At 73.1% G+C, this 14,469-nt stretch carries 7 protein-coding genes; 2 read left to right on the top strand and 5 right to left on the bottom strand.

Going from position 1 to position 14,469, the window contains the following annotated elements; all coding sequences use genetic code 11:
* Window positions 1–126 precede the first annotated feature (126 nt).
* On the top strand, window positions 127–1,590 hold the full coding sequence (locus WMF20_RS49305) for a molybdopterin-dependent oxidoreductase (protein WP_437608999.1): 1,464 nt from the start codon (window positions 127–129) through the stop codon (window positions 1,588–1,590).
* Here the strand turns inward: WMF20_RS49305 and WMF20_RS49300 are convergent.
* From WMF20_RS49300 to WMF20_RS49285, 4 genes are all read right to left on the bottom strand, one after another.
* A complete protein-coding gene (locus WMF20_RS49300; protein ID WP_437608997.1) occupies window positions 1,566–2,066 on the bottom strand; it encodes a DUF488 domain-containing protein in 501 nt (166 codons plus the stop codon). The two genes, WMF20_RS49305 and WMF20_RS49300, sit on opposite strands and share 25 nt — an antisense overlap.
* A gap of 188 nt (window positions 2,067–2,254) precedes the next feature.
* Window positions 2,255–3,544: a hypothetical protein gene (locus tag WMF20_RS49295; RefSeq protein ID WP_437608995.1), complete on the bottom strand. Its 1,290-nt coding sequence runs from the start codon at window positions 3,542–3,544 to the stop codon at window positions 2,255–2,257.
* Between the two features lie 294 nt (window positions 3,545–3,838).
* Window positions 3,839–4,939 carry a hypothetical protein gene (locus WMF20_RS49290; protein WP_437608993.1) on the bottom strand — a complete coding sequence of 367 codons (1,101 nt, stop codon included), beginning with the start codon at window positions 4,937–4,939 and terminating at the stop codon, window positions 3,839–3,841.
* Between the two features lie 110 nt (window positions 4,940–5,049).
* Window positions 5,050–7,356 carry a substrate-binding domain-containing protein gene (locus WMF20_RS49285; protein WP_437608991.1) on the bottom strand — a complete coding sequence of 769 codons (2,307 nt, stop codon included), beginning with the start codon at window positions 7,354–7,356 and terminating at the stop codon, window positions 5,050–5,052.
* A 944-nt stretch (window positions 7,357–8,300) separates the two neighbouring features.
* Here WMF20_RS49285 and WMF20_RS49280 point away from each other — a divergent pair.
* Entirely contained in the window at window positions 8,301–8,861 is a 561-nt protein-coding gene (locus WMF20_RS49280; RefSeq protein WP_237244826.1) for a glycoside hydrolase family 11 protein, read from the top strand.
* Between the two features lie 221 nt (window positions 8,862–9,082).
* Here the strand turns inward: WMF20_RS49280 and WMF20_RS49275 are convergent, their stop codons facing one another.
* On the bottom strand, window positions 9,083–14,359 hold the full coding sequence (locus WMF20_RS49275; RefSeq protein ID WP_437608989.1) for a HEAT repeat domain-containing protein: 5,277 nt from the start codon (window positions 14,357–14,359) through the stop codon (window positions 9,083–9,085).
* Window positions 14,360–14,469: the final 110 nt, after the last annotated feature.

Here is a 14,469-nt window from a genome sequence, read left to right as displayed (position 1 = left end):
CGCGGCTGCGCGACGGCGTCGTGGAGGGGCGCGCCCGGGCGGGCGAGCGCGCCCGATCGGCCCGGGGACATGCCGCTGGCTCCGATCTTGCCGAGGCGAGAGGAGGCGAGGAGGAAGGGGGCGAGCGTGCTGGGATTTCCGCTCTGGATCCGACTGACCCACCTCTTCAACTTCCTGTTCCTGACCCTCCTCCTCCGCAGCGGGATCGAGATCCTCGGAGGGCACCCGAAGCTCTACTGGAGCGACGACGCCCTGCCGGGCAGCGAGTGGCTCCGATTGACCCGGAAGACGCTGCCCAGCGGCGAGCCGTGGACGGCCGAGGACGAGATCCAGCCCTGCTCGCCCTGGCTCGCGATGCCGGGGCGGAACAACCTCGGCCTCGGCCGGCACTGGCACTTCTGGTCGGCCCTCGGCTGGGTGGCAGTGGGGCTCGTCTACGTGGCGCTGCTCGTGGCCACCCCGCAGTGGCGGCGCCTCGTCCCGACGTCCCTTCACATCTTCGCGGACGCCTGGCGCGCCCTCACGACCTACCTGCGCCTGGAGCTGCCCCCCGAGGGCAACCCGTACAATCCGCTCCAGCAGCTCACGTATTTCGTGGTGGTCTTCGTGCTCGCCCCGCTGCAGATCGTGACGGGGCTCATGATGTCGCCGGCGCTCGGGGCGCGGTTTCCGTGGTTTGCTCGTCTGCTCGGCGGACGCCAGGCCGCTCGCAGCCTGCATTTCCTCGGGCTCGTCGCCTTTTCCCTCTTCCTCTTCGTCCATGTCGCCCTCGTCGTCGCCCACGGATTCGGCGCGGAGATGGCGAATATCGTCCTCGGCAGCGAGGCCGCGTCGCGGCCGCTCGCCGTCGCCCTGGGGCTCGCCGGCATCGCGCTCGTCGCGGCGCTCCACGCGGCGGGGACCCTCTATTCCCTGCGGCGGCCGGCGCGCACGAAGAGGCTGCTCGAGATCGGGGTCGACCCCCTGCGGCGCGCGCTGTTCCACCACTGGGCGCCGCGCCAGCGCCGCGACCGCATCTCCGCAGTTGCCCGGACGAACGGGCGCCCGCCGCGGAACGAGGCGTACCGGCGCCTCGCCGAGGGCGGCTTCGCGGCGTGGCGGCTGGAGATCAAGGGGCTCGTGGCGAAGCCAGGGAGACTATCGCTCGAGGACCTGCGCGCGATGCCGCCGAGGACGCAGTCGACCCTGCACGTCTGCATCCAGGGGTGGAGCTATTTCGCCGCGTGGACCGGCGTCGCTGTGTCGGACCTCCTCGATCGGCACGAGCCGCTGGAGAGCGCGCGCTACCTCGTCTTTCACACCCTCGACGAGAAGTGGGAATCTCCCGGTCACGGGCATTACTACGAGGTCATCGATCTGGAGACGGCGAGGATGCCGCAGGTGATCCTCGCCTACGAAATGAACGGGCAGCCGCTGCCGATCCCGCACGGCGCGCCGCTGCGGCTGCGCGTGGAGCACCAGCTCGGCTACAAGATGGCGAAGTGGGTGTGCGCGATCGAGCTCGTGGAGGATTTCCGCCACATCGGGAAGGGACAGGGCGGTTGGCGGGACGACGTGCTGAACTACTACCCATCCGACGCGGGCATTTGACGCGGCGACGCAAGCCCGCGGCGAGGCCGATGGCCCCGCGCGCGAGGCCTGCGCAGCCGCTGTTCGATCGCGTCGCGCAGCACGACGGCCTGGTTGTGGAGCTCGTCCCTGGCTCCATACACGAGCGTGATCGTCCCGCGCCTCGCCCGGTCGACGAGCTCGTCGGCGAGCCCCGCCGCCGGCTGCCGGCGGAGCTCGTCGCGGTAGCGCGACGCGAACCCCTCCCACCGGCTGGCGTCGTGACCGAACCATCGGCGGAGCTCGTCGCTCGGCCCGAGCTCCTTCAGCCAGGCGTCGATCGCGAGCGCGTCTTTACGGACGCCGCGCGGCCACAGGCGATCCACGAGCACCCGGTACCCGTCGGCCGCCTCGGGCGGCTCGTAAGCCCGCTTGAGGCGGACCGCTCCCGCGCTCTTGCCGCCGGCGGGCGCGGCCCGCCCCCTGCCCGTCGCCGTCCGCTGCCTCGTGCTGGCCATGCGCCTCCCCCGTGCACATTGCAAGCCTTGCACGCTGCAAGCCGCGGGCCCACACGCCGTGACCCGCGGCCGAGCACGGAGGGGCTCGGCCGAACCGCAGGCGAGGCGCTCGTCGTCGCGCCTCGCATCGGCTCGACCCCTCGAGGCGAGGGATCCGGGGAGGGCTCTGCGCGAACTTTGGCGGAGGCTCAGCTCGCGGTCGGCTGGCCGGTCAGGCGCAGATAGATGTACGCGTAGCCGAGGGCCGCGATCGGCCCGGCCACGAGCGTGCCGACGCAGCAGGCGAGCATGCCCGCCACCACGAGCGCGAAGACGAGCAGGGCATAGACGAAGATGCCGCCCTTGTGGCCGGTCGTGATTCGCCAGCTCTCCTTCATCGCGTCGACGGCGCCCAGGTTCTTATCGACGATGCACATGTTCGTCATGCTCAGGCCGAGCGCGAGGAGGATGCCGGGGACGAGCAGGAAGACCATGCCGACGCCGATGGCCAGAGAGGTCAAGATCTGGGCGCCCAGGATGGACATGAACCACCGCCCGCCGCCGAGGATGTCGTTGAACGCGTACGGCTGGCCGCGCGCCACCTTCAGGAGGAGATTGGACATGCCTCCGGCGAAGTAGCTGCCCACCACGAAGCCGACGAGCTGCATGAGGACCTGAATGGACGACCCGACGGCCGGCGCGTCGCTCGCGAGCGCCGCCTGGATGCCACCACCGATGACGTTGGGGAAGCCCGCCGCGAGCCCGACGACGGCCACGGCGCCGATGATCACCGCGGGGTCCCGCTTCACCCGCTCCCAGCCGAAGGACGCGGCATCTCCCGCTCCCCACGACGTCGGGCCGCCCATGCCAGGCGGCGCACCGTAGGGGCCTCCGCCCGGCGGCGCACCGTAGCCCCCGCCGCCAGGAGGCGCACCGAACCCGCCGCCAGGCGGCTGACCCCAGCCGCCACCACCAGGAGGCGGGCCCCAGCCGCCGCCAGGAGGCGGCCCGTAGCCGCCGCCAGGAGGCCCGCCACCAGGAGGCGGCCCGTAGCCGCCGCCAGGAGGCCCGCCGCCAGGAGGCGGCCCGTAGCCGCCCCCCGGAGGCTGACCGTAGCTACCGCCCGGCGGCTGACCGTAATTGCCGCCCGGCGGCTGGCCATAGCCGCCGCCCGGCTGTCCCGGCGGCTGGCCATAGCCGCCGCCCGGCTGCCCCGGCGGCTGGCCGTAACCGCCGCCCGGCTGTCCCGGCGGCTGACCGTAACCGCCGCCCGGCTGTCCCGGCGGCTGACCGTAACCGCCGCCCGGCTGTCCCGGCGGCTGACCGTAACCGCCACCCGGCTGCCCCGGAGGCTGGCCGTAGCTGCCGCCAGGCTGGCCCGGCGGCTGACCGTAACCGCCGCCCGGCGGTGGGCCGTAACCGCCGCCGCCCGGTGGCTGACCGTAACCACCACCGCCCTGACCGCCCCCTGATCCGCCGCCCCAGCCACCTTGGCTCATCTTGTCTCCACCGGGTGTGAATTCCAGCGATGCCCGACCCAACCACCGCCACTATACGTGGAGGGCGCCGGCACGGAACAACTAACTTCTCTCTACGCAGCCAGCGCCCCGTAGTCCCCCGCACCGCCGCGCAGGATCGGCCGTCGAAAACCTGCCGACATTGCGAGCAGCGTCGTCACGACAGATTGCGCAGGGCGTTTCTCGATGGACGGCAATCGACGCATCGAGGTCCATTGCGGGACACGCGCACGAAACGGAAGAGCACGAGACCGAAGAGCACGAAACGATGACGGATCACCTCGACAGCACGCCGCTCAGGCAGAGCCCGGCGACGCTGCTCGTGAACGAGGTCCCGTCCTCGCGCTTCACCTCGGCGGAGTTGCCCTTGAGCGGCGACAGAAACACCCCCTCGACAACCCCGGCCCCCTGCTTCGCCGTCACGAAGCGGCCAACGAGAGCCCCCGGCGACACCGCCTCGACCGGCGCCCCAGGCGCGATCGCCTGCTCCTCGGGCAGCTCCGCGCGCCGGAACCCCCCGAACCGCACCGCCGTACCACCATCCGCTTTTGGCACAATTTTACCGATGCACTGCCCAACCGGGGTGCTGACGGCCGCGTAGCGCACGGTGGCGTCGATCGGCTGCCGCCGTGATTCGCCCACGAGGACGGCGGCGACGGCGAGGACGAACGCGGAGATCGGGACCACCACCGCGGTCGCGACGACCGCAGCGGCGGCGCCGGACGTCGCGCGGCCGAACGAGGCGAGCTCGGCGCTCACGGCCTGCTCGAACGACCGCAAGATCACCACCTGCCGCGCGCGCACGCGCTCGAGGACCGCCGGCGCGATCAGGTTGTCGGCGGCGCAGAAGCCGCACCGCGCGACCGCGCCGTCGCCGCCGCCGAGCGGCGCGCCGCACACGTGGCACGCCGCCGGCTCGCCCGGGGCCGCCGGCGGGCGCGCGGCGCACGCCTCCTCGATCCGCCGCTGCCGCCGGCGCACGAGCGCGAGCACGGCCGCGCCCGTCCCGACCGTGCCCAGCCACGCCGCCACCACCATGCCGCCGGTGACCAGGTTCCCCTCGGGATCGGGGCTGACCCAGACCCCGAGCAGGATGATCGCGGCGAGCGCCGTGATCGGCACCGACGCCAGCGAGAACACCACGACGAGCCGCGCGTGCCGCCGCGACGCGGTGACAAGCATCCGCCGCAGCGCGTCCGAGAGCTGGCGCCGGCGAGCGTCGGTCTGGAAGACGACGTGCGCCGCGGCGCGCAGGCCCTGCGCCGCCTCCGCGGGCGGCGGACCGCGGTAGTGGCACGCCGCGCACGCCACGAGATCCGGGCTGGCGAGCGATACCGGCGCTGGGCGCCCGCAACGCGGGCAGTGCACGGCGAGCATCGGCCGATTCTACGCCAGCCGCGTCTCGGCGCGTCAAGGCGCCCCGCCGCGCGCCAGGCGGAGCGGCTCACGATCGCGCGGCCTCGACCGGCGTGCGGCCGCGGCCGCCCTCAGCGCGCCCGCCGCGCCGCCTTGCGCGCGCGCTTCCCCGCCGGCGCGAGCTCGCGGAGCGCCGCCGACAGCGACGAGAACGTGGCCAGGACGCCGAGGTCGACGCCGACGAGGCTCATCGCGATCTCGGGGCGCACGCCGACGAGATAGACCCGCGCCCCGAGCAGCGCGGCCGCGCGGCTGGTCACCCCCAGCGTGTCGGCGACCTGGGCGTCCACGAACGGAACGCCCGTGAGATCGAGCAGCACGCGGAGCGCCCTGTGCCGGCTCACCCCCTCGGACACCTTCTCGAGCACCTGCCGGGCGCGGCCGGCGTCGATCATCCCGATCAGCGGCACGAGCAGCACGCCGGGCAGCAGCGGGATGAGCGGACAGCCCAGCTCGCGCACCGTCTCCGAGAGCGCGCGCTCGATCGCATACGCCTTCTGCAAATCGGCGTGCTGCGCCGAGAGCGACTCCACCAGCGCGTCGCGCTCCAGCGCCGCGCCGAGCAGCGTCCCCCAGATCGCGACCGTGCCCTCGTCGCCGGTCATGGCGACGTGCGTCGGGCCGACGAGCACCAGGATCCCCCAGTCGCGCCGCGCGGAGCGGATCGGCAACAGCAGCACCATGTGCGTGCCGTCCGTGGCCGAGGGCGGCAGCATCTCCACCGGCGGAAACGCCTCCACCGGGCAGCGGCTGCCGATCGGCGGGGTCGGGCTGCCGTCGCGGCTGTAGGCGCCGGCGACGACGAGGCCCGCGCGCGCCTCCGGGTCCTCCCACAAGGCAAGGCTGCCCCACACCACCGTGGTCGTCGCGAGCCACGAGAGCGACCGCGACGCCTGCTGCGTGCCGCCGAGCAGGGCGAAGCTCACGTCGTAATTGGTCCTCGCGAGCACCCCGAGCGTCTGGACGACGTGCGTCTCGGCCTCGAGCCGGGCCCGCGCCATCGCGAGGCGCGCGAGCTCCAGGTAGGCGTCCACCCGCCGCCTGGCCGCGGCGTCCAGGGGCGCGTCGCGCCGCTCGTGGAGCTGGCCCAGCAGGCGGATCGCCGCCAGCAAGGTCCCCAGATCGGGCGTGATGTCGACCGCCTGCCGGCAGGCGCACCTGAGCTCGGCCGCCGAGGGCAGCGCGGCGCCCTGGAGCGCCGCGAAGTAGCCGTCGACCACCGACGCGACCGCCGGCCAGATCTCGCTCGGCGGGGTGTCGGGCGGGAGCGGCCGGGGAAGGAGCAAGAGCTCGACCATCTGCCGCGCCACGGCGCCGCGCGCGTCCTCCTCGGACGCCGCGTCCTCCCGGTCGAGGAACTCCTCGACCGTGTGGCACCCGCACGAGCTCCGCACGACGAGCGCGTTGTCCGTGTGCACGCCCTCGGCCGGGAAGGGCTCGCCGGCGACCATCGACACGATGAGCTCGCACGCGGCGCTCCCCATCATCTCGAACCGCTGGCGCACGGTGGTCAGCGGGGGATCGACGCCCTGCGCGTCCACCACATCGTCGAAGCCGACGATGGCGAGATCCTCGGGGATGCGGACGCCCGCCGCCTTCAGCAGCGGCATCATGCCGAGCGCGTTCTTGTCGGTCCCGAAGACCGCCGCCGTGCACCCGGGCAGCAGCGCGAGGAGCGCGGGCGCGGCGCCCTGGCCGCCGCTGTACCAGTTGTTGTCGCTCCGGACGACCAGATCGGGATCGAAGGGGATGCCCGCCTCGTCGAGCGTGTCCTTGTAGGCCGCGAAGCGCTCGCGCACGTCGTACGCGTCGAAGTAGCCGACGAACGCGATGCGCCGGTGCCCGTGCTCGATCAGGTGGCGCACCGCGCTCCGCATGCCGCCGCGGTTGTCCGGGATCACGGCCGGACAATCGACCTCGGCGGCTCGGGTGCCGACCGTGATGAACGGGACCCCCGCGCGCGCGAGCGCCTCGATGCCGTGCAGCTCGATGACGACGATCCACCCGTCCACCTGCTCCCGGGCGAGCGACGGCGCCTGGACCTCGGACGGCGTGCCGCGCAGCACCAGCGTGCGGAGCCCGCACTGCTGGGCCGACGCATGGATGCCCATCAGGACGGGGTTCCAGAACGACCCGTCGAGAAAGGGGGTGATGACGCCGACGGTGAGCGGGCGGTCCGCGGCGGCGGGTGCCGCGCCATGGAGCGGCGGGGCCGTCGTGCGGCGCGCGGGAGGGACGGTGCTGCGCGCGGGCGGGAGGGTGCTGCGCGCGGGCGGGAGGGTGCTGGCCCCTCGTCCCGAGCCCTGCCCCGGGTCGCTGGGAAGCTCGCCCCACTGCTCCGGCACCGGGACGCCGCTGTCCCGCCCACCCTGACCCATCCTCGTGCTCCCTCCCGGTCTGCTCGACCCCATGCAGCTGCGCCTCCGGCCCGGAGGCCAGCGCGATCCCTAGCCGATCTCGGGTGGGCGGTGTGGAACGCAGCGATGCCCTCGTTCCGCCCGTCCGCGGTCCGGCCGGGGATCGCCGGCCTTCCGCGCCGCTTCGCGGCGGCTTTGCGCGGGCGAATCCAGCATGATTTCGTCGGGGCTCCGCCCGCTCCGCGCCCCGGCGTCCGTCCTGTTGAAGCCTGGACCATCGACCCCGGACCAGCCCACCTTACCGTCGTCGCCGCCGGAGGAAACGATGCTTTGCTCAGCGTCATTTCCGCTTCACGGGCGTGGGGACCTTATGGTCCTCACCCGGCGGCGTCGGAGCGGCGAAATGAAGTGGATGTTCGCGCTCACATGGAAACTTCTGCCCGATGCGGCAACCCGACGACGAGCTCTCCTTTCGACGGTTCGCCTCGCTTGATCCAAATGTGCATACCCGGCATGCTCCGACCATGAAGGCTATCGTTCCGTCCCGTTGGTCGCTGGGTACCCTTGCCGCTTGTCTGGCTGCCGCGGCCTTCACGGGCTGTGCCGACTCCGAAGGGGGGAAGGACGGAAGCGGGAGCGGCGGATCGATCGCAGGATCCACCGGCGAAGGCGGAAGCGGTGGTCAACCGGGCGCCGGGGGCGGGGGCGGGGGCGCTGCCCCCGCTAGCGCAGGCGTCACGGGGAGCGGCGGCGCGAGCAGCAGCGGTGGGCTCGCTGGTGCGGGCGGAGCGACCGGTGAGGGTGGCTCCACCGGCGACGGCGGCGGGGGCACGGGCGGCGGCGTGGAGACCTGCCCGCCAGCGACACCCCTGACCGGAGGCATGGAGTACTGCTCAAACAGCCGAGGCAATGCGGGCAATGGTTACGGTTACGAGCTCTGGGCGGAAGGAGGCGGATCGGGCTGCATGACCGTGCACCGCGTCGACGCCACGTTCAGCGCGAAATGGAACAACGTCGAGGATTTCTTGGCGCGCGTCGGGCTCGACTACAACCAAACCCAGAAGCACACCCAGATCGGCACCATCTCGGCGGAGTTCGCGCATACAAAGACGGAGGAGAACGGCGGCTTGACGTACATCGGCATCTACGGCTGGACCGTCAATCCGCTGCGCGAGTTCTACATCCTCGACGACTGGGGGAGCGTAAAGCCGGCGGGTTTTTCCTCCGACGGGACGCCGCGGGACGAGGTGGGCACGCTCACCGCCGATGGCGAGACCTACGACGTGTGGAAGAAGACCCGCGTCAACAAGCCGGCCATCACGGGTCCAAGCGCAACGTTCGATCAGTATTTCAGCATCCGGCGGACGGCGCGCACGTGCGGCACCATCTCCGTTTCCGAACACTTCACCAAGTGGGAAGCGCTCGGCCTTCCCCTGGGGAATCTGCACGAGATCAAGCTGCTGGTCGAGGCCCAGAACAACAGCGGGACGGTCAAGTTCACGACGGCGAAGTTCGTCGTGAAATGAGCGAAGGCGTCCAAGCACCTCGAGCTCGGGATGGCTGGTTCCGCGGGTCAGAAATCCCGCCAGGAATTCCCGGTCGGAGAGGAGCGATCGCTGGAAATTTTAGCGATTCCGATAGCTTCCGGCGGTTTCGCCGTCGAGGGCGGCTCCGTGCCGTCGCGGACTGGCGGAGGCGAGGCGGTGGCGGGCTCCGGGCGGTTCAGCGCGCAAGAGCACGGCGTGTGTCATGCTTCGTCGTCCTCCAGCGCCCCCTCACGCGAAAGCACCTCCGCCAGCGCGTCGTCGACGGCGGCCCGGACGCGTCTGGACGGATCCGCGCGCCGGGACCATAACGCCGCGAGCGCGCGCTGCGGCATGGGCGCCTGATGCGACATCGTGCTCGCCGCCTCAGCGCGCATGTCGGACCGCGGCGACCCCAACGCCTCGAGCGCGTGTTCCCACGCCTCGGCCGGCCAGCGAGGGAGCCTCGCCAGCGCTCCGAGCTCGATCCCCCTTTCGAGCTCCCGCAACAGCCCCTCTGGCACCTCGCCGGCCAGCACGCGCATCGCGTCGCCGGAAAGCTCCGCCAGCGCGGCGGGCGCGTGCGCAACGAGCAGCGCGAGGCCAGCAGCCCGCAGGTCGGACGACCTGCCGACGGCGAGCTCACGCGCCGCGTCTGCGAGATCCGCGCAGGGCACCGCCGGCGCCCCGGCGAGCGCCCGCGCGACCTGGGCCCGCGTCTCTGGGTGCCCCTCGGAGAGCCAGCGCCGGACCGCCAGACGCGCGGCCTCGGTCTGCTCCCGCAGGAGGCGCACAGCCGCTGCGGGCCGGGCTACCTCCGCGATGTTCCGAGCCCGCGCGATCAGCGCCTCCGCTGCGGCGGCCTGGGGTAGTCCCGCCAGCACCTCCGCCGCGCGCGAGCGCACGTACTGGTCGGAGTCGTCGAGGAAGCTCGCAATCACGGCCACCGGCGCCTCCTCGCCGAGACGACCGAGCGCCGCGAGCGCCGCCGTCCGGGGAACCGGGCCGCCGAGCAGCGCCTCGATCTCCTCGCGCGGCATCGAATCTCCCAGCGATCCGAGCGCCTCCACGGCCGCAAATTGGGCGCTCGTGCTGGCGCTCCGGAGCGTCGACTCGAGCGATCCGCGACCTGCTTGCTCACCCCGCATCCCGAGCGCCTCGCTGGCCGCGTTTCGCCCCTGCTCGGACTCCCACGCGATCCCCGCCTGCCATCGATCATCGCGCGCTGCGTCGAGCAGCTCCTTGACGGGCAGGAGCGCCGGGGACCTCCGGCCTGTCACCCCGAGCGCCGTCGCAGCGCACCGGCGCACATCCGGGTGGATGTCCCCCAGGGCTCGGGTGAGCGCGGCGATCGCCGCCGGCTCCCTCCGGCCCTGGAGCGAGAGCGCAGCGAAGCGCCGCACGTCGCTGCGATCGCTCGCGAGCTGCGCGATCATCCCTTCCAGCGGCGTGTGCTCGGCGAGGTGGGCGAGCGCCCGCGCCGCTGCCTCGCGCACTTGCCACGAAGCGCCGCCGAGCGCCTCCATCAGCGGCCCGATCGCGGCGCGCGCTCCCAGCCAGCCGAGCGTCAGCGCTGCCCCGCTCGCGGACCGCCCGCGATCGCCGTCGCGTTCCCGCGCGACCCCGGCGCGCAGCAGCTCGATCAGCGCCTCGACGGGCGCGGCTTCGCCCAGCGACGCGAGCCACGCGGCGGCCACGTGCTCCGCGTCGGGATCCGGAGCGCCGAGCACGAGCAGATTCAACAGCGCATCGACGTCGGGCTGCGCGCCGAGCGCGCGCAGCGCGGCGGCCGCGGCGATGTTGTCCGCGCCATAATAAGAAGGGGAAAACGCGCCGGAGGCGCGGCTGGCCACCACGCGCCAGAGCGCTTCGATCACCTCCGGCGGCGCCGACCCCGCGCGCCCCGCTGCCTGTGCAGCGCAGATGCGGATCTTCCGCGCACCGACGTCGAGCAGCGGGAGCAGCGCGGCCATCAATGCACCACGCGCGTCCTCGGGCAACGCCTGTCGCGAGAGGAGCATCCCCATGCTCTCGAGCGCACTCTTCTGTGCGTCCTCGTCCCTCGAGCTGGCAAGCGCCACGAGGTGCGGTACGCACCCCGGCTCGCCCGCGGCCGCGGCGATCTGCGCCGCTGCCAGCCTGAGCCCTGCCCTCGCCTGCGCCTGCGCCTCGCCGAGCTCACGACGCAACCAGGGTTCCGGAGCTAGCTGCGAGCAGAGGTTGAAGAGCCGCTGCGCGGCATCCCGTGGCAGCGCCTCCACCTCCCCTGAGCGATCGACCCCATCGAGCGCGGTCTCCACGATGCCGTCCGCCTCCCCGCGAATCACCTTGAATGCGAGGGCATCCGCGGCGAGCCCACGGAGCCGCTCCTCTCGGGAGCGCATCGCGGCGAGCAGCGTGGCGACGTCCGTGCAGCGCGACACGGCGCGTTCCACGTACATGGTCACCGTGATGGTCGGAAGGCCGCGCATCCCCTTGTCTTGCGCGCGCGCGATCTCCGCAAGCGCGTCGATCGACAGCCGGCTGCCGGCGCGCGCGAGGGCAGCCACCACGACCTGCAGCCCGTACCAGTCCAGCCGCCCGAGCCCGGCGACGAGGACCGGCAGCGCTGCCGTCGGCCCGATCAGCGCGAGCGCGACGAGCGCCTCTGCCTGCACGGTCCGCTCTTCGTCCCTCGTGGCAGCCAGCACCAGATCGTCGACGGGAGCCCGCTCTCCGAGCTTTCCCAGCGCCCTCGCCGCCGCGGCGCGCACCCTTGGCGCGCTCGCCGACAGCATCGCTGCGATCTCCGCCACGGGCGCCCGCGCGCCTGTGCAGGCGAGCACGCGCAGCGCCCGCGCCTGCACCGCGGCCGTGCCGCCGTGGAGCACATCCACGAGCGGCTCGATGGGGACCCACCGCGCGAGCCCCACGAGCGCCTGCACGGCCGCGTCGGCGGACCGCTCGCGCTCACCGGCGAGCCGCGTCAACAACGCCTCGAACGGGGCCCGCGGGCCGAGCCTGATCAGCAGCCCGGACGCCTCGCGCCCATCCAGGCCCTCCTCGTCGTCGAGGATCTGGAGCGCTGCGCCCATCCAGCGCTCCGGCGGCACGAGGTCCCCGAGATCGCACAGCGCGTCGATGGCCGCCCGTCGGGACCACGACGCACGCTCACCCGCCACCAGCAGGAGGATGGCATCCACGGCCGCCGCGTCTCTTGCTGCGCGTTCCCCTAGCCGTCCCAGCGCCGTCACGGCCGAGGCACGCACCCAGGGGTCCTCGTCCCGCGTCGCCCGCACCAGGTGCTGGAGCGTCGCCCGCTCCCGGAGCTCCCCGAGCGCCTCGACCGCGGCGCGCCGGTGATGCGCCTCGCGCTCCTCGAGGAGCTCCAGGAGCGCTCCTAGGGGTGCGCGCTCTCCCATCGCCACGAGCGTCCTCACCACCTCGTGAGAGGCCTTCGGGTCCTCGTCGCGCATCGCCGCGACGAGCGGCTCCGAAGGGCACCGCTCCGCATGCCACCGCAGCGCGCGCGCTGCCGTCTGCCGCACCTTCGGGGAGGGGTCCCCGAGCGCTCGCAGGAGCGGATCCATCGGCGCGGCCACGCCGAACCTCTCGAGCGCCTCCGCCGCCGCCGCGCGCCGCCACCGCTCCGGAGCCGAGGCGAGCGCCGCGCAGAGCGGCACGAGGGCCCACGCTCGCGCTGGCGGCGGCAGCCGCGACACCTCGGCGGCCAGCGTTGGCGCCGCGGCGTTCGCCGCCTGACCATCCTTCCCAGGATCCAGCGCTCGCGCTGCCCACCCCTCGATCAGGGCGCGGATCGGCCGCACATCCAGCTCATCCCAGGATGCTGGCCACTCCCCGAGCTCGGCCAGCGAGCGCACCGCCAGCGAGCGCACGAGGCCGCCCGGATCTCCCAGCACCGAGAGTGGATGATTCAGCGGGCCCGTGACGGGCGAGGAGGCATCGCCGCGACCCGACGTCGGGTCCGTGTCGGAGCGCAAGGAGAAGCGACCTGGAGCCCCGGACGTCGATCCGGGATGGGACGCCGGGTCGGGAGTCCCATGCTCGTCATGCGTCGCTGCCGCTGCGAGCGCTCGAAGCCACCTCAGCGCCGCCGCCGCGCCCGGCTCGCCGAGCCCGTCCAGAAGAACGCCCACCATCAGCCGCAGCGGCTCGGTCCATCGCCAGAACGTCCGCTTGGACCATGCGAGCTTCCAGGCCTGCTCCGCCGGAGCGCCGCCCGCGGCGAGGTCCTGGGCGAGCGCCACGGCCACCAGGTACTCGTGAAATGTCTGATGGCCGAAGCGCAGCTCGTCGCCTGCCGCCTCGATGAAGCCCGAGCCGACGAGGCGCGCGGTGAGCTCACCCGGGCCGGGCAGCGCGGCTCGAGCCTCCTCGGGCAGCCCCTCCACGGCCTCGCGCAGCCGCTCGCGCGGGAACGCGCGCCCGCCGCGCCGGAAGAGCGAGAGCGCCACCCGCGACAGCGCGCCGCGGAGCGCGCGCTTCTCCTCCGGATCGCGCCATCGCAAACCGAGCAGGGCGTCCGTCGCGATCTTGTACATCGCCGATCGGCTCGCCGGCAGCGACCCCTGTCGTGCCCACGCCGCCGCCGCGAGCGAGAGCAGGAGCGGCACCCCCTTCCATGCGGCCACGTGGGGGTGCTGCGAGAGCGCGGCGAGGAACCTCCGCGCGTCGCGCGCCGGGGCAGGCGCATCCGCGGCCGCGAGTCGCGAGAGCAGCCGCTCCGAGAGCCGCGTTTGCGCCGGTTCGTCGAGCGGCAAGAGCTCCCATTCGGCAAACGCGCCGCGCCCCAGGTCGCCGGTGCGGTACTGGGTGAACCGCGAGCCCACGACCCACGCGCCGGCGCTCGCCCTGAGCGACGAGAGCCACGACAGCACCGCGTCTCGCCTGGCCGGCGCCACTTCATCGAGCCCATCCAGGCACACGAGCGCCGCCCCCTCGTCGAGTTGCGCCGCGAGCTCCCCACCAGCCCGTGGGGGCAGCCCAAGGCTCGCCGCGATCCGCGGCAGGTAACACCGCAGATCCGCGCCGTGCTCGGCCAGATCCGAGAGCTCCACGAACATCGGCAGCGGCGCCGTGGGGTCTTCCAGCGCCCGCCGCGCCGCCCGCCACGTGAGCGCGCGCAGCAGCGTCGTCTTTCCGGTCCCCGGCCCGCCGAGCACCACCATCCTCCGGCCTGGGCTCCGCGAGAGAGCCTCCTCCAGCTCGTCGACCCTCACCTCCGTCTCGATCCCGGCAGATCCATCCAGATCGAGCGGATGTCGGTAGGTGGTGAGGTCGGCGTAAGCCTGCTCCCGGAGGAAATCGTCGAAGTCCTCCACGGGGCGGTCGTCGGTCGGCGACAGCGGCGCTGACCCCGCGGGACGCAGCGCGAGGCGCTGGAATATCACCGGCAGAGGCGCTTCGAAGCTTCGGGGCTGCCGGTCCTCCGCGTCCAGCGGCAGCAGCAGCACGTCGTGGCGGGCCACGAGCGCGCGCAGGTACGCTTCTCGGTGGGACATCGCGTCCACGAGTGTCGCACGAGTGGGACTCCAGCGCCCAGTCCGGCCAGAGAAGCGCGTTGGCCCGGCGAGGCGGGGTGGCGACGCCGAGCCGCATTCCGCTGTTACTG

It is taken from the genome of Sorangium sp. So ce834, from assembly GCF_051521425.1.
GTDB classification, from domain to species: domain Bacteria; phylum Myxococcota_A; class Polyangia; order Polyangiales; family Polyangiaceae; genus Sorangium; species Sorangium cellulosum_D.
Note: the sequence above shows the minus strand (reverse complement) of the source record. Positions and strands in the feature narration are given on the sequence as shown.